This is a genomic window from Phreatobacter sp. GW821-FHT04C01 (assembly GCF_059420385.1).
In genome coordinates, this window is sequence record NZ_JBWKTP010000001.1 from 1,521,263 (window position 1) to 1,537,157 (window position 15,895).

A 15,895-nucleotide genomic window follows, 5' to 3' on the forward strand; every position below is an offset into this window, starting at 1 on the left:
GCCAAGAAGTCGCGCGTTTCGGCCAGATCCATTGGCGGCACGCCAAGGCCGGCATGTGCTGGCGGGCTCGCGACATCATTTGACCGGCTCGCGGGCGCGCCATCCGCCGGCGACGGCCAATGCTTTGAACGGGGGGCGGCGCGCGCGGGTGGTTCGCGACGAGGCGGCCGGTACCGGCGATCGCGCCCGATATCAAGGTTCAGGAGAATGGCATGTCGAAGATCTGGTTCGTTACAGGCGCCTCGCGCGGGCTCGGCCGCGCTTGGGTGGAGGCCGCGCTCGGCCGCGGTGACAAGGTCGCGGCCACCGCCCGGAAGCCCGAGGATCTGGCGGCGCTGAAGGCGCGCCATGGCGACGCCATCCTGCCGCTGATGCTCGACGTGGCGGACCGCCGGGCGGTCTTCGCCGCCGTGGCTTCCGCGATCGCGCATTTCGGCAGGATCGACGTCGTGGTCAGCAATGCCGGCTATGCCCTGCTCGGCACGATCGAAGAGAGCGAGGACGGGGCTGCGCGCGCCCAGATGGAGACCAATTTCTTCGGCACCTTGTGGGTCGTCCAGGCTGCTCTGCCGCATCTGCGTGAACGGCGAAGCGGCCATATCCTGATTACCTCGAGCATTGCGGGGATCACCACCTTCCCGACCGCCGGCATCTACAACGCCAGCAAATGGGCGGTGGAGGGCTTGTCGGAAACGCTCGCATCGGAAGTCGGCGAATTCGGCATCAAGGTCACCCTGATCGAGCCTGGCGGCTATGCCACGGATTGGCGCGGCTCGTCGGCGAGCCGTGCCCGGCCGATGCCGGCCTATGACCCTTTGCGCGAGCGCCTGAAGACGGCGGGCGCGGCAACCCCGCTCGGCGATCCCGCGGCGACCGGCCCGGCCATTCTCGAGGTGGTCGATGCCGCCGAACCGCCACTGCGCCTCATCCTGGGCAATGCCGGCCTGGCCATCGCCAAGCGGGTCTATTCCAGCCGATTGGCGACGTGGGAGGCCTGGGCCGCCGTTTCCGCGAACGCGCAAGGCTGAGAGACGAACGGGCCGTCTCTCCACCTTTCGACATCTGATCGCGGCCGATCAGGCCGCGAGCTTTGCCGCGATGCGCTCGGCCAGCATGATCGTGGTGATGTTGGTCGCGACCGATGGGATGTCCGGCATGATCGAGGCGTCGACCACATGCAGGGCCGCGACGCCGCGCACCTTGCCCCAGGCATCGACCACCGCGGTCGGATCGGTCTCGGCTCCCATCGGCACGGTCGAGGTGGGATGCAGATAGGCCGCGACATTGGCGACGATGGCGCGGCGGAGCGCCTCGTCGCTGTCGTCGATCGCATTGCCCGGCGCCATTTCGTGATCGATGAGATCGGAAAAGGGCGCCGTCCGGCCGATCCTGCGCGACAGGCGGACACCCTCCATCAGCCGCTCCAGGTCATTGGGATCGTCGAAGAAATTGTATTGGATCTCGGGCGCCACGCGCGGATCGCGGCTCGCCAGGCGCAGCGAGCCGACCGAGTTCGGCAGCGTGACGGCGACCGCCAGCACGATCGCGCCGCCGGTCGGGCTCGCCTTCGGATCGATCAGGTGCGTGGCCGAGATGTGGAGGTCGAGCTCACCGGGCCGGGCGCTCCGCGAGTGGGTCCAGACGATCGCGCCGGCAGCCGGCGTCATCGCCTTCGCCGGCTCCTTCAGCGCGAAGACGTTGTAGAAGAAGGGCTGATCGAAGAGCCGCTGCCCGACCGGCAGATCGGTGATCATGGGAATGCCGAGTTCCGCCAGATGGCGGGACGGCCCGATGCCGGAGCGCATGAGGATGGCGGGGCTGCCGAAGGTGCCGGCGGCGAGGATCACCTGGGCCGCGCTGACGCGTGCGCCGTCGGCGAGCGCCACGCCGACCGCGCGCTCACCCTCGACAAGGACACGATCGACCTCGGTTCCGCCGCGAATGGTCAGATTGGGCCGAGCCCGCACGGCCTCGGTCAGATAGGCCATGCCGGTATTGATGCGCAGGCCGCCGACGATATTGAGCGGGTAGGGGCCGACGCCGTCCTGGGTGGCGCCGTTGAAATCGGCGATCGGAGCCAGCCCGACCGCTTCCGAAGCGGCGACGAAAGCGCGCAGCGACGGCGTGTTTTCGTCGGCGGTCCACTGGTGGACCGGCATCGGGCCGCTGCGCCCATGCCAGGCATCGGCACCGGCGGTCGTGCGCTCGAGCGCCTTGAAGGCCGGCAGCACCTCGTCCCACGACCATCCCGCGATGCCGCGCCGGGTCCAGCGGGCGAAGTCGGAGGGCCTGGCCCGCATCGCCACGGCGGCGTTGACCGCGGAACTGCCGCCGACCACGCGTCCGCGCGGGACTGGAACAGCATGCCCGAGGCGGTCGGTGTCGCCGGTCTGATAGTTCCAGTCGAAGTCCGGCGAGCCGGCGACGATATCGGCCTTGGCCAGAACCGCTGGATAGGCGCCCGGCGCGAAGTCCGGACCGGCCTCGAGCAGAAGCACCTTGCGCTTCGGCTCGGCGCTCAGCCGCGCCGCCAGGACGGCGCCGGCCGAACCGCCGCCGACGATGATGACATCGAACGGACCTGATCCGGCCTTGTCGTCGAGCAAACTCATGATGGTTCTCCCGGGCGTTGCGGGCGCGGCTCCGCGCCGTTGCATTGGCCGTCGTCGGCGGGGACGTTCGGCACTGCCGGGAAGCTAGGGTGTCCTTGGATGGACGATAAGATGGATGTTGCCAGACACTATGTCCAACAGGCTGGACATCAGTCCAGCCGGACGGACGTCGTCGGGGTCTCGGCGCAGCCGCATCGCCGCCTTCGCTGCCGGCGGCCGGTGATCGATGTCGGGAGCAACCTATCGGCGGTCCCGCCGCTCCAGGAAGCCCGCCAGGCCGGAGCGTGCTTCCTGTGTGTTGATGGCGCTGCAGAAGTTCTCGACCGCATAACCGATTTCGCTGCGCGTGTCGGTCGCGCGCATGAACGCGTCGCGGGCGAGCTTCATGATGCCCGGCGGCTTTTCGGCAAAGGTCCGGGCCAGATCGAGGGCGGCGTCGACGACCTCATCGTCATCGACGACACGGCTGACGAGGCCGAGATCGTAGGCCTCCTGCGCCGAGAAGGCGCGGCCGGTGAACAGGAGCTCGAAGGCGCGATGCCTGCCGACGATACGCGGAAGATGGCCGAAATGAATCGCGGGAATGAGGCCGACATCGATCTCGGGATAGCCGAAGGTCGCGCTCTTTCCCGCGATCAGCACGTCGTTCGAGATCGCCAGGGTCATGCCGCCGGCGCGGGCGGCGCCGTTGACCGCCGCAATGGAGGGTTTGCCGAGATGATATTGCGCCTCCGACAGCTCGACATAGTGCTTCCGCAACAGCGCGTGAATGCTCTCGCCGTGGCCACCGCTCAGGATGTTGATATCCAATCCGGCACTGAAGCGGCGCGGTATCGCGCTTTCGAGCAGGACGACGCGGACGTCATCGTCGGCCCGTGCCTGACGCAAATGACCGAGCAGCGTTTCCACCATGGGAAGGCTGAGCGCGTTGGCCGGAGCGTGATCGAGGACGATCCGCGCAATATGATCTTCGACGCGATACTGGATATAGGACATTCAATTCACCACCCGATGCAGGCCGTTGGTCAGGCCGCGGGACCAAGATCGATCTGCCGCGCGACGTTGAGCCAGGTCTCCGTCGCGCGCTCCAGGAAGCCCGGCAGCTCGGCCCGCGGCACGACGAGGGGTTCCGCGCCGCGCGCCTTCAGTGCGGCGGCATAGCTCGCTCCGCTCGCGATGGGATCGAAGGCGTCCTGCAGGCGGGTCATGAGAGCGGCCGGCATCTTGACCGGGGCCATCAGCGAGAACCCGAAATTGAGATCGAAGCCGTCGAAACCCGCTTCCTTCATCGTCGGAATGTCCGGAAGAACGGAGGAGCGCGTTGCCGAGGTCACGGCGAGGCCGCGGACGGTTCCCGCGTGGATCTGCTCGGCCGAAGTCGTGATGTTGTCGAACAGGAAATCGAGTTGCCCGGCGAGAATATCGGTCATGGCGGGGGCGCTGCCGCGATAGGCGACCGGCACGGCCTCGAACCCGGCCTTCTTCTGAAACAGAAGGCTCAGGATGTGGGGCGACGTCCCATGCCCGAAGGTGCCGAAGGTCAATCCGCGCGGCATCTTGCGCGCAAGCTCGGCGAGCTCTCCAACCGTCTTGATGTCGTGCTTCTTGGGCTGAACGACGAGCACGTTCGGCAAGGCCGCGGTGGTGCCGACCGGGGCGAAATCGTTGAGCGGCCGCAGCCGGGACGACGGCATGAGGACAGGATTGAGCGCCTGTGTCGCGATCGTCGTGTGGAGCAGCGTGTAGCCGTCCGGGTCGGCGTCGGCGACCCCCTGTGCTCCGAGATTGCCGCTCGCGCCGGGACGGTTCTCGATGAGCACCTGCTGGCCAAGCGCGTCGCTCAGCGGTTTGGCAATGAGGCGGGCAACGAAGTCGGTCGGGCCGCCGGGGGCAAAGGGGACGATGATCCTGATGGGCCGATTGGGCCAGTCGGTCGATGCGCCGGCGCGCGTCGCCATCAAGGAGAGCCCGCCGGCGACGACGCTTCGCCTTGTTATCCTGGTCATTTGCTTTCTCGCTCTTGGCAAGGGTTGTGCGGTCTTGCGTGTTGCGCGTCGGCCTGCCGTGCTTGCAGGACGTCGGATGTGTCGGCGCCCAGCGCGAGGCGCGGTCGCCGCGGCCCGGGGCGCTTTCCATTGATCGAAAGCGGCAGTCCCATGAGCCTGATGTCCTCGTTCTCCGGGGTCGCCTGCATCATCTCCAGGGCGAGCGTCTGCGGGTGCTGGAGGACTTCGGGAATCTCCATGATCGGCGCGCAGGGAATCCCTTTTTCTTCGAACAGCGCGATCCATGCGTCGCGCGGCTTCTGCTTCAGCGCGGCCGCGATCAGGTTCTCGAGCTCGACACGGGCCCGGACACGGCCATCGTTCTTCGCGAAGCGGTCGTCCCGGGCCCAGGGGGGATTGTCGAGAGCCTGCGCCAATCGTTCAAACAGGCGATCATTGCCGGCGGCGACGATCAAGGGGCCGGTCGCGGTCGGAAATGCGCCATAGGGCACGACCGACGGGTGACCGGAACCCATCCGCTCGGGCCTAGTGCCAGATGCCAGATGATTGGCGACCGGGATCCCCGTCCAGCATAGCGCGGTTTCGAACAATGAGGTTTGCAGCAGGCAGCCCTCTCCGGTCTTCGCACGATTGACGAGCGCCGCGAGGATCCCGATCGCCGCCCACATGCCGGCGCCCAGGTCGTTGATCGAAGGGCCGGTTCGAACCGGCATCCCGGCCGGCTCGCCGGTAATGCTCATGACGCCGCTGAAGGCCTGGAGAAGAAGTTCATAGCCAGGGCGCTTGTTGAGTGGCCCCGCATGTCCAAAGGCGCCGATATCGGCATAGATCAGGCGCGGATATGTCTTGCGCAGGTTCTCGGCGCCGAGGCCGAGCGCGTCGACGGCTCCCGGCCGCATGTTGTGGACGAAAACGTCGGCGGTGCCGATCAGCTCGACGATGCTGTCGATGCCCTCGGGTGTCTTGAGATCGAGAACGACGCTGCGCTTGTTGCGGTTCATCTGATGAAACAGCGCCGCGTCGCCTTCCCAATAGGGCGGTCCCCAGCCGCGCGCATCGTCGCCGCCGTTCGGTTTCTCGACCTTGACGACATCGGCGCCGAGGTCACCCAGGATCTCCGCCGCGAACGGAGCCGCAAGAATCTGGCCGAGCTCGACCACCCGGACGCCATTCAACAAGGCCATCGCCAACTCTGTTCCGGAAAAACGTGCCGAACACCCGGCGATCACTCGTATCCGAGGCCGGCGCGGCTGGATAAGACAGAGTCGATCTGGCAGTCAGACCGCTTTGTTATGGCTGCCGACAAAACGCCCGGGCCACCGCTCGTCATCAATCAATTGCCGGGTCGTTTCGACGAGAACCCGCGCGACGATGGCGGCCGCGCGCGTCGGCGGAATTTCCGTCGACCGGCAGAGAATGACACGGCGCGAAATGACCGGCTCGATCACCCGCCTCGCACTCAATTTGCCGTCGGCGAGCTCGGCCTGGACCGAAGCCTGGGTCAGAATCGTGTGGCCGACGCCGGCGGCAACGAAATCCTTCAGCTGCGGTACGGCGTCCACCTCGCCGACGACGTTCAGCGCCAGGCGATTGTTCCGCGCATAGTCGTTGATCAGTTCGCGCAGGCTGTGCGGACGCCCCGGCAGTATCAGCGGCAATCGCGCGGCGTCCTCGAAGGTGACGGTGCGGTTGCGCTCGCCGGGCAGCGCATCGGCGGGACCGATCAGATAGAGATCTTCCTCGACCAGCGGCATCTCGTGAAGGGCAGGGTCGTTCTGCGCTTTGAAGGTGATGCCGAGATCGATCTGACGTTGCCGCAACAGCGTCGGGACATGACCCGTATTGCTCTCGCTCAATCGCAGCGAAATGCCGGGATACTCGCTCATCACGCGTTGAAAGACCGGCAGCGCCAGCGTCTTGGCCACCGACTGGGTCATGGACAGCACGACGTCGCCCACGGCCGACGCCGCATGAGCCCGAACCTCTTCCCGCGCCAGATCGATCCTGGTCAGGATGTCGCGCGCATGCCGATACAATTGTGCGCCACTCTCGGTCGCCGTCACGCCGCGCGCGGTTCGATGCAGGAGCTCGGTATGGAGGTCTCGCTCGAGGTTGAGGATGTGCAGGCTCAACGCCGGCTGGGCGACGTGCAAGCGCAACGCGGCGCGCGAAATGGAGCCTTCCTCGACGACCGCGGCGAAATAGGTGAGGGCGCGCAAGTTCATGAGCTCAGCCAGCGAGAGGTCTTCGCTCGCCTGAATGCCGAGAAAGCGTCCAAAGTTCAATCGTTTGGTAAAAGCGGCACGATCGCTTGCGGCGCGTCGGCGCATGCCGCCCGAGGCGGCAATGTGGACCGGCCCGTCGTGGTTGCCGCGGGTCTGGCGACAGCGAGGTGCCGGCCTCCTAGAGAATCTCCCGTTTCAGGACTTGCTCGAGCCAATCCGCGAAGACCTGGAGCCTCCGGGAGAGATGCTGGCGGTGCGGGTACAGCAGCGTCATCGGCATCGGCGCGGCGCGATGCCCGGGCATGACCTCGACCAGCGCGCCGGCGTCGATGTGGCGCCTGACGTCATAGGCCGGAATCTGGATGAGCCCGAGGCCGGCAAGGCAACAGGCGATGTAGGCTTCGGCGTTGTTGACGGTGACGCGCGCACGCATCGGCAGCATCCGCACCTCGCCGTCCTCGATCCACTCCCAACCCTCGACACGGCCGGTCGATGGCGAGGCATAGTTGACGGCGAGATGCTCACCAAGATCGTGCGGCGCGTCAGGCGTACCGTATCGGGCGAGATAGGCGGGACTGGCGGCATTGATGAGCGGCAGGTCGCCGATCTTGCGGGCCATGAGCCCGGAATCACCGAGCGGTCCGACGCGCAGCACGCAGTCGACGCTCTCTTCGACGAGGTTGACCGCGCGATCGGTGACGCGCAGCTCGATGTCGAGCTGGCCATGACGGGCGAGGAATTCCGGCAGGGCAGGCGCGATGATGAGCCGGCCGATCCGGCCCGGTACGTCGATGCGGAGCGTGCCGCTCGGCCCGACCGAGGTCTGGCGGAACAGCCCCTCCGTCTCCTCGACATCGGCGATCAGCCGCAGGCAGCGTTCATAGAAGGCGGCGCCGTCCTGAGTCGGCGAGACCTTCCGGGTGGTCCGGTGAAGCAGGCGCGCGCCAACTCGTGCTTCGAGATCGATCACGGCGGCCGAGACCGAGGAGCGCGGCAACCCGAGCGTATCGGCGGCGCGGGTGAAGCTCGCGCATTCGACGACGCGGGTGAAGGTGCGGAAAAGATCGATACGGTCCAACGATACCGGCCCTCACGATTGTCCTCATTTTCTGACAAGTGGTGTCAGAATGGTCGGCTTTAGGGCGAAATCATAGACGCTACCTTGCGTTTCAGGAAGCGGTCGCGCGTGGCCGCCGGCAAACGAGGAGGCCAACGTCAATGACCGATCACAGCATCAGGGGAAAAACCGTTCTGATCGCCGGCGGTGCGAAGAATCTCGGCTGCCTGCTCGCACGCGATCTCGCCGCATTCGCTTCCTCGTCTCGGACGGCCGGTGGATGACCGGCCAGGCCATCCTCGTCGACGGCGGCCATACGACGAAGTAGCCGGTGGTGCGGCCGGGACCGGCACCCGGCCGCATGGCGCTCCCTGTTGTCTTGATGGCGCCAACGCCGCGTCGCCGTGCCGGTCGCCGTCGCGGGCATCGGCCCCGGCAATTCCCGGTCCCCTGGGACGCTCTCGACGCAGGCCATCGGGGAGGCGCCGAACCGCGGCTGCGGCGGGCCTCCCGGCCCGCCGCCCGTCGACGGGGAGCCCCTTGCCGGTCAAGACCTCGGGCGCGGCTCAACGCCTGGGCGGATGGGGCCGGGCTGCGGCATGCGTGAGGCGCCGCGACGGGGAGCGGCTTCCGAGGCTGGCGAGGCGCACCGATGCATGTGGTCGAAGCGCCGGCGCCGCCCACTGCATCGATCACCACGCGCTACGAGGCCGTGGCGCGCAGAAACTGCTCGATCCGCGTGATCAGATAGATCGGTATCTCGTCGACCGGGTAGTGTCCGGCATTGGCGAGGACCTCGACCGTCAGCCCGGCATTCGGGAACAATTGCGGAAAGACCTCGGCGACGATTTCCTTGCGCACGCCGTTGTCGTGCTCGCCGGCGAGCGCAAGGATGGGGCAGGTCACCGTCGCCGATCCCGCGGAGAGGTCGTCGCGGATGAATGATTGCATGTAGGCGCGAAAGGCCTCGGGCCGCGCCGTTTCGCGGGCGCCGGCAAGCAGGCGCTTCATCCATGTCGCGGAGAGGCGTTGCCCCACTGACTGCCCGATCAAGGCCAGGGCCGTGTCGTCGCTTCGGCATACGTCCGAGAAGAACGTGTAGGTCGCGTCATCGACGGGCATGGCGGGTGCCGGAACCGGCGTCAGCGCCACGGCCGATTTGACGCGCTTGCCGCCGTCGATGGCGACTTTCTGGGCCGCCTTTCCGCCCATCGAATGACCGATGATATGGAACGAGTCCCAGCCGAGATGATCCGCCAGCGCCAAGGCGTCCTGCGCGACCTCGCCGATCGTGTAGTCGCCGGCAATGTCGCGTGACCGGCCGTAGCCGCGAATGTCGGGGAAGGCGTAGGTGAACCGGTCCGTGTCGAGGATGTCGAAAATCGACGCATAGGCGCGGTGGTCGGCGAACCAGCCGTGCAGCGCGATGACGTGATCGGGTCCGTCGCCGATCATCTTGCACCAGGGTGTCTGCTTCGGGTTTTGATGCGTCATCTCTGATCCGCCGCCTCGATGATCAACTTCCATTTCTCGGTATCGGAAACAATATAGGCGCGAAATTCGGCCGGGCCCGCGCCCACGGCGTCCATTCCCTGCGTCTGCATCGCCGACTTCACCGCCTCGGTCTGAAGCGCGTCGTTGGCAATACGCGCAAGCCTCTCGACGACCGCCGGCGGCGTCCCTGCCGGCGCCAGCAGGCCGACCCAGACACCGACATCAAAGCCTGCAACGCCCTGTTCGTCCATCGTCGGCACGTTCGGCATGATGGCCGTGCGCCGCGGCTGGCCGACGGCCAAGGGTACGAGTTGCCCTGCATTGGCATAGGGGGCCAGCACGACCGCGACATTGAACATCGCGGTAATGCGCCCGGTGAGCAGGTCCGTGACCCCCTGGCTGGCACCACCCTGGTACTGCACGGCCACGATCTTCGTCCCGGCCCTGGCGTTGAACAATTGCGCGGCGAGATCACTGGCGGTGCCGATGCCGGACGAACCAAATGTCAGCGTTTCCGGCTTTGCCCGCGCGAGCGCCATCAGCTCCTGTACGGTCCGGGCCGGGATCGAGGGGTGGACGACCAGCACATTCGGGCTGACCCCCAACAGCGCGATCGGCTCCATGTCCTTTGCCAGGTCGAACGGCGAGCGCATGCGCAACGGGTTGAGAACGTTGGCGACCGTCCCCATGAACAGCGTTTGCCCATCCTTCGGTGCGCGGGCGACCGCCTCGGCGGCCAGCATGCTGCTGTTGCCCGGCCGATTTTCCACGACCACGGGCTGGCCGAGCTGGGTGGTCATGTGCGCCGCCACGAGCCGCGCCAGAATATCGGCGGTCGAGCCGGGGCCGAAACCAACGATCATTCGGATCGGGCCGGTCGGGAAGGCTTGAGCGGACGCGGATGAAGAACACCAACAGAAAAAAAGACCGACCAGGGCAAACGCCCTCAGGACGGAACGGCTGCCGATACGCTTGGCAGGAGCCATGGGCATTTCCTCGGTTGATCGTTTCCTCCGTGGCGACTTATTCTGTCTGGGAGATATTCAACGATCTCACTACGCAGTTCGCCACTCCGTCCCATCTATACCCGGCTGCCGTAGCGTGTCTGTCACAATAAGCTGTGACATCCACCCCTTCAAGGACTACCTATAGAAGTCGCGACAGGCCTTCACGAGCAGGACCGATCTCATGGAAACAGGCACTCATCGCCGCGAGCTTGGCGCACGGAAAATCGGTGAGATACTTGGACAAAGCCGAGAGCAGGTCGAGCAGTCGCTGGGCGATATTGCACCGCAACTCGCAACCTATGTGCTCGAGACGATCTACGGGGAGATCTATCAATCCCCCGTGCTCGATTCACGGACCCGGCAAATCGTGACCGTCGCGGCGCTGGCGACGCTGGGCACGGCCGGCCCGCAACTGCGGACGCATATCGGAGGCGCCATGCGATGCGGCGTCACGCGCGAAGAGCTCGTCGAAATCATGATGCAGCTCGTTCCCTATGTCGGGGTCGCGGCGGCCATCAATGGTGTCGTGGCGTGCCGGGACGTCTTCGCGGCGAGCGACAAGAAATAATTCCAGAGCGGAGCAAGGCATTGGCCATTTGCAAAGGCGTGCGCGAGATCGCGCATCTCGATTGCCCGGGCGGCGGTCAGATCGTCGTCGACGGATCCTTCGGTTATATCGGGCATATGCGTGCGCCCAGCGGCACGTCCATTCTCGACCTGAGCGATCCATCCCGCCCGAAGAAAATCGCCCATCTGGAGGTGCCGAAAGGGCTGCATTCGCACAAGGTGCAGGCCGCAAACGGCATCATGCTGGTCAACCAGGAGATCGTGTCGCCGGAGATCGCGGCGGCCGAGGGCCTGCGCGGCGGACTCGGCATCTACGACATCAGCAATCCGCGGCAGCCCAAGGAGATCACGCGCTGGCAGTGTGACGGCACCGGCGTCCACCGCTTCACCTTCGACGGGCGCTACGCCTTCATCTCGCCGGAGGTCGAGGGCTATCTCGGCAATATCGTGATGATCCTCGACCTGGCCGATCCGGCGCGGCCGCGCGAAGTCGGCCGCTGGTGGATGCCGGGCCAGTGGATCGCGGGCGGCGAGGTGCCGTTATGGCCGGGCCGCCAGCACCGTTGCCACCATGCCATCCGCAGCGGCGACCGCCTCTATGTCAGCTACTGGCATGGCGGCGGCGTCATCCTCGACATCAGCGACATGAGCCGCCCGCGCCAGATTTCCGGATTTGACTGGAGCCCGCCTTTTCCGTGGCCGACGCACTCCATCGTGCCGGTGCCTTTCGCGATCAACGGACGGCGCTACCTGCTGGTCGCCGACGAGGACGTGAACCCGCTCGATGCCGGCCTGGCACCCGAACTTGCCGCGTTCATCTGGATACTCGATGCCACCGACGAGACCCGTCCGGTCCCGGTGGCGACATTCCAGGTCGACGGCGTTCACGGCAAGCGCAATCCGGAAATGACCGGCTGCCACCAGCCTGTCGAAATCATCCGCGGCACCGAGGTGCCTGTCGCCTGGTTCGCGCAAGGCCTCCGGTTCGTGGATTTCTCCAATCCCATGCGCCCCTACGAAACGGCCCACTACATTCCCGACGCGCCCGCCGGCGAAAGCCGGGTCTCCAGCAACGACGTGTTCATGGACGAGCGGGGGTTGGTCTATCTGATCGATCGCGTCGCGGGCCTGTCCATCGTCGAGCGAACCTGACGGGCCAAGGGAAACGCTGCCTGGATGAATAGCGGACGGTCGGGCACCGCCGCTGCCGGCTTGGCTGTTGGGGGCGCCGAGGAGGCGATCCCCGGTCGATTGACAGTCGCGTCAGGCGCATGTGAGTCTGCATGCAAACAAGAATGCGAAGAAGCGCCCCGCATGGACGAAGAGCGCCCGCAGATCGGCCGGGAGCAAAGCGATGCATATCCACGATCTCGGCCGGTTCGCCGGCCCCCGCGACGGATCCCAGAGCCTGTTGGCGAACCTGATCGGTCAGATCGGTCGCAACGAGTTCGGGCCGGGGTTGCTGCACCTGTCGCGGCGCATCGTCGGCGCGGAGCACGTGACCGCCTTCGCCGCCTCGCCCGGCGCCATCCAGACCGTCGTGGCCGAAAATAACGGCCCCCGCCGCGTGGCCCGCGCGGTTGCCGAGCGCTATGTGCGGCGGCACTGGCACGACGATCCGGTGACGCGGCTCCTGCGCACCCAGGGGCAGCAGGATCGCCGCATCATCGTCGACATCGACGCGGACGATGTGGAGAAGGGCGACTACCGCCGCGAATGCTACACCGCGATCAGCCTCGGCCACCGGCTCTCCGTCGCCGAGAGCCGCGGCGAGGGAACCATGCGGCTCAACTTCTATCGCGGCAAGGGCGAGGGCTTCCGCGACGACGACATCGATCGCATCGGCCGGCTGGCGGATGTCCTGCTCGCCCTGCTCTGGCGCCATGACGAAACCACCGCGCGCCCCGCGAGCGACCCCGAAGCGCTCTTCAGCGCGCGCCTGGCGAGCCTCGCACCGGACCTCAGCGACCGCGAGCGGCAGGTCTGCGCCCTGATCGCGCTCGGCGTGACGTCGGAAGGGATCGGGCTGCGCCTCGACATCGGCCTCAACACGGTGCTGACCTATCGCAAACGCGCCTATGCCCGGCTCGGCATCAGCTCGCAGAACGAACTGATGCGCCGCCTGATGATGTGAGCGCCGCCGCCGGTCGAGCGCCGGCGGCGGCGGCCCACCCATCGCGTTGCCCGACAGCGACGGGCCGTTGCCGACCGTCCGGCGCGCGGGCGGGTTTGCACCCATTGCCTTTCCGAACCTGCCGCGGCGCAATCCCGCCGGCGCTCGCCGGCCGACGGCCTGTCACCCTCGCTTGGGACAGATGCGGGGCGGCCGACGCGATAGGCTGAAGCCAATCGACGGGAGCCTGGCCAAGGCCGCGCCCCGGAACGTCCCAGGGAATGGACCCGATGAGCAGCATGCGGCAGGGCGGTCAAGGCGAATACCGCCTTCAGGGGCGCGTCGCGGTGGTGACCGGCGGCAGCGGCGGCATCGGCGCGGCGGCGGTGAAGCGCCTCGCCGGGGCCGGCGCGGTCGTCGTGGTCGGCTACAATACCGGCCGGGATCGCGCCGAGGCGCTGGTCGCGGATCTCTCGGGCAGCGGCCATCTGGCGCTGCGCATGCCGATGGAGGACAGCGCGGCGCTCGCCGCCGCGGCGGCCGAGGTGCGACGGGTTTTCGGCAAGGTCGACGTGCTGGTCAATTCCGCCGGCGTCACGCGCGCCGTGCCGCATGCCGATCTCGACGCGCTCGACGACGCCACTTTCGACCGCATCCTGCTGACCAATGTGCGCGGGCCCTTCGCGACCATCCGCGCCTTCGCGCCGCTGCTGCGCGCGAGCGGCGATTCCATTGTCGTGAACGTGTCGTCGCTTTCCGGCGCCACCGGGCTCGGCAGTTCGATCGCCTATTGCGCTTCGAAAGGCGCGCTCGACACGATGGGCCTTTCGCTCGCCCGCGCACTCGCGCCCGGGACGCGGGTCATTTCGGTCGCCCCGGCGGCGGTCGCGACCGATTTTGTCGCCGGACGCGGCCGCGAGGCTGTCGAAAAACAGGCCGCCGCCACGCCGCTCAGGATCGTCGCCGAACCCGACGATGTCGCGCTGTCCATCATTTCGGCCGTCACGCATCTGCGGCTGACCACCGGCTGCTCGATCGTCGTCGATGGTGGCCGGCACCTCTGAACGCGCCGTTTCCGCACGGGAGAACCGAACCATGAACGCCAACATCGCGACGGCCTATAGCGAGGCCGTTCTGTCGCCGCGCGACGGGTCCGTCGCCTATATGACGGGTTTCGAGAACTCGTTCGCGACGGAAGCCGTTGCCGGCGCGCTGCCGATCATGCGCAACTCACCGCAGAAGGCGCCGCAGGGCCTCTATGCGGAGCAGCTCTCCGGCTCCGCCTTCACGGCGCCCCGGCACGCCAACAAGCGCACCTGGTTCTACCGGATCAGGCCCTCGGTGAAGCATGGCCGGGGCTTCCGCCAGGTCGACCACGGGCTGATCCGAACCGCCCCCTGCCGCGACGAGAGCACGCTGCCGATCGCGCAGATGCGCTGGCATCCGGTGCCGATCCCGTCCGAGCCCTGCACCTTCCTGTCCGGCCTGAGGACGATCTGCACGGGCGGCGATGTCTACATGCAGGCCGGCATGGCGAGCCACGTCTATGTCGCCAACCGGTCCATGGGCGACGACTACCTCTACAATGCCGACGGCGAGCTGCTGATCGTGCCGCAGGAGAACATGATCCGCGTCTTCACCGAATGCGGCATTCTCGATGCCGCGCCGGGCGAGATCGTGATCGTGCCGAAGGGCATGAAGTTCAAGGTCGACCTGCCCGGTGGCCCGGCGCGCGGCTATGTCTGCGAGAATTACGGCTCCTACCTCACCTTGCCGGAGCGCGGGCCGATCGGCGCCAATTGCCTGGCCAATCCGCGTGATTTCCTCGCGCCCGTCGCGGCTTATGAAGAGAAGGAAACGCCCTGCCGGCTGTTCGTGAAGTCGCTCGGCAAGCTCTACGTGACGGACCTGCCGCAATCGCCGCTCGACGTGGTCGCCTGGCACGGCAATTTCGCGCCGGCGAAATATGATCTGCGCCGGTTCTCGCCGGTCGGGTCGATCCTGTTCGATCATCCGGATCCGTCGATCTATACGGTGCTGACCTCCGCCTCCGACACGCCGGGCACGGCCAATGTCGACTTCGTCATCTTTCCCGAGCGCTGGATCGTGATGGAGAACTCGTTCCGTCCGCCCTGGTACCACATGAACGTCATGAGCGAGTTCATGGGCCTGATCTACGGCGTCTACGATGCCAAGCCGGGCGGCTTCGTGCCCGGCGGCATGAGCCTGCACAATGCGCTGATCGCCCACGGCCCCGACGCCGAGGCCTTCGAGAAGGCGTCCAACAAGCCGCTCCACCCGGAGAAACTGTCCGGCACCATGGCATTCATGTTCGAAACGCGCTTTCCGCTCAGTCCGACCGCCTATGCCTCCAGCCTCGACCTGATGGACGGCGACTACCCGGCCTGCTGGAATACGATCGACCGGAAGTTCGCGCCGGCCTGACGGTCCCGTCCGGCGTGCCCGTCGGGGGCATCGCCGGCCCATCCGCCGACCGAAATCCAAGGGGGCCCCCCGCGCCGGCCCGCCGGAGCATGTCCGGCGGCGGAATGTGCCGGCGTCAGGCCAGGGGGCGCCGCATGGCCGATGCCGGGCAGGACAGGATCGAAAAGCCGGTTCCGCCCAACCGCCGCGCCACCGGATGCAAAACAGCGATCGGCGAGCCGGCTGGAGAAACGCGGAAATCGGCCCGTGCCGCCGGGACCATTCCCGCTGTCAGCGCCACCCGAGGGCGGGCGCGACATGCTTCAGAATGGCCTCGATCACATGGGCATTGTAGGCGACGCCGAGCTGGTTCGGCACGGTGAGCAACAA

General features: G+C 66.8%; 14 protein-coding genes and 2 pseudogenes. 7 read left to right on the forward strand and 9 right to left on the reverse strand.

All coding sequences use genetic code 11. The features are described from left to right. Nucleotides 1-212: 212 nt before the first annotated feature. A complete protein-coding gene (locus AC07WJ_RS06995; protein ID WP_494933783.1) occupies nt 213-1,028 on the forward strand; it encodes an SDR family NAD(P)-dependent oxidoreductase in 816 nt (271 codons plus the stop codon). A 48-nt stretch (nt 1,029-1,076) separates the two neighbouring features. On the opposite strand, the gene AC07WJ_RS07000 is transcribed toward AC07WJ_RS06995, so the two are convergent. The 6 genes from AC07WJ_RS07000 to AC07WJ_RS07025 all read right to left on the reverse strand — a co-directional run bounded on the left by AC07WJ_RS07000 (nt 1,077) and on the right by AC07WJ_RS07025 (nt 7,921). Beyond that, nucleotides 1,077-2,612, reverse strand: coding sequence for a GMC family oxidoreductase (locus AC07WJ_RS07000; protein WP_494933784.1), 1,536 nt, complete (start codon nt 2,610-2,612; stop codon nt 1,077-1,079). Between the two features lie 240 nt (nt 2,613-2,852). Then, a complete protein-coding gene (locus AC07WJ_RS07005; protein ID WP_494933785.1) occupies nt 2,853-3,608 on the reverse strand; it encodes an enoyl-CoA hydratase/isomerase family protein in 756 nt (251 codons plus the stop codon). A gap of 29 nt (nt 3,609-3,637) precedes the next feature. Then, the gene (locus AC07WJ_RS07010) at nt 3,638-4,618 is read right to left on the reverse strand and encodes a Bug family tripartite tricarboxylate transporter substrate binding protein (RefSeq protein ID WP_494933786.1); all 981 of its coding nucleotides are present in this window, start codon (nt 4,616-4,618) and stop codon (nt 3,638-3,640) included. Next, nucleotides 4,615-5,802 (reverse strand): CaiB/BaiF CoA transferase family protein, encoded by a 1,188-nt coding sequence (locus AC07WJ_RS07015; protein ID WP_494933787.1) that lies wholly within the window; start codon nt 5,800-5,802, stop codon nt 4,615-4,617. Before AC07WJ_RS07015 ends, AC07WJ_RS07010 begins: the two co-directional genes overlap by 4 nt. Before the next feature lie 93 nt (nt 5,803-5,895). Continuing rightward, nucleotides 5,896-6,948, reverse strand: coding sequence for a LysR family transcriptional regulator (locus tag AC07WJ_RS07020; protein ID WP_494933788.1), 1,053 nt, complete (start codon nt 6,946-6,948; stop codon nt 5,896-5,898). A gap of 73 nt (nt 6,949-7,021) precedes the next feature. Next, nucleotides 7,022-7,921 carry a LysR family transcriptional regulator gene (locus AC07WJ_RS07025; protein ID WP_494933789.1) on the reverse strand — a complete coding sequence of 300 codons (900 nt, stop codon included), beginning with the start codon at nt 7,919-7,921 and terminating at the stop codon, nt 7,022-7,024. 140 nt (nt 7,922-8,061) lie between these two features. Here AC07WJ_RS07025 and AC07WJ_RS07030 point away from each other — a divergent pair. After that, nucleotides 8,062-8,151: pseudogene (locus AC07WJ_RS07030) on the forward strand (SDR family oxidoreductase); the annotation flags it as partial. Nucleotides 8,152-8,602: 451 nt separating this feature from the next. Here the strand turns inward: AC07WJ_RS07030 and AC07WJ_RS07035 are convergent. Both AC07WJ_RS07035 and AC07WJ_RS07040 read right to left on the reverse strand, forming a co-directional pair. After that, nucleotides 8,603-9,394 carry an alpha/beta fold hydrolase gene (locus tag AC07WJ_RS07035; RefSeq protein ID WP_494933790.1) on the reverse strand — a complete coding sequence of 264 codons (792 nt, stop codon included), beginning with the start codon at nt 9,392-9,394 and terminating at the stop codon, nt 8,603-8,605. Continuing rightward, a complete protein-coding gene (locus AC07WJ_RS07040) occupies nt 9,391-10,380 on the reverse strand; it encodes a Bug family tripartite tricarboxylate transporter substrate binding protein (RefSeq protein WP_494933791.1) in 990 nt (329 codons plus the stop codon). Before AC07WJ_RS07040 ends, AC07WJ_RS07035 begins: the two co-directional genes overlap by 4 nt. A 202-nt stretch (nt 10,381-10,582) precedes the next feature. On the opposite strand from AC07WJ_RS07040, the gene AC07WJ_RS07045 reads away from it, so the two are divergent. From AC07WJ_RS07045 to hmgA, 5 genes are all read left to right on the forward strand, one after another. Continuing rightward, entirely contained in the window at nt 10,583-10,969 is a 387-nt protein-coding gene (locus AC07WJ_RS07045; RefSeq protein ID WP_494933792.1) for a carboxymuconolactone decarboxylase family protein, read from the forward strand. Nucleotides 10,970-11,007: 38 nt separating this feature from the next. After that, nucleotides 11,008-12,120, forward strand: coding sequence for an LVIVD repeat-containing protein (locus AC07WJ_RS07050; protein ID WP_494933856.1), 1,113 nt, complete (start codon nt 11,008-11,010; stop codon nt 12,118-12,120). 259 nt (nt 12,121-12,379) lie between these two features. Beyond that, a complete protein-coding gene (locus tag AC07WJ_RS07055) occupies nt 12,380-13,102 on the forward strand; it encodes a helix-turn-helix transcriptional regulator (protein WP_494933793.1) in 723 nt (240 codons plus the stop codon). A gap of 269 nt (nt 13,103-13,371) precedes the next feature. Then, nucleotides 13,372-14,145 (forward strand): SDR family NAD(P)-dependent oxidoreductase, encoded by a 774-nt coding sequence (locus AC07WJ_RS07060; protein ID WP_494933794.1) that lies wholly within the window; start codon nt 13,372-13,374, stop codon nt 14,143-14,145. A gap of 31 nt (nt 14,146-14,176) precedes the next feature. After that, complete coding sequence (gene hmgA / locus AC07WJ_RS07065; RefSeq protein ID WP_494933795.1) at nt 14,177-15,526, forward strand: homogentisate 1,2-dioxygenase; 1,350 nt, start codon at nt 14,177-14,179, stop codon at nt 15,524-15,526. Between the two features lie 270 nt (nt 15,527-15,796). Here hmgA and AC07WJ_RS07070 read toward each other — a convergent pair. Then, nucleotides 15,797-15,895: pseudogene (locus AC07WJ_RS07070) on the reverse strand (flavin-dependent oxidoreductase); the annotation flags it as partial.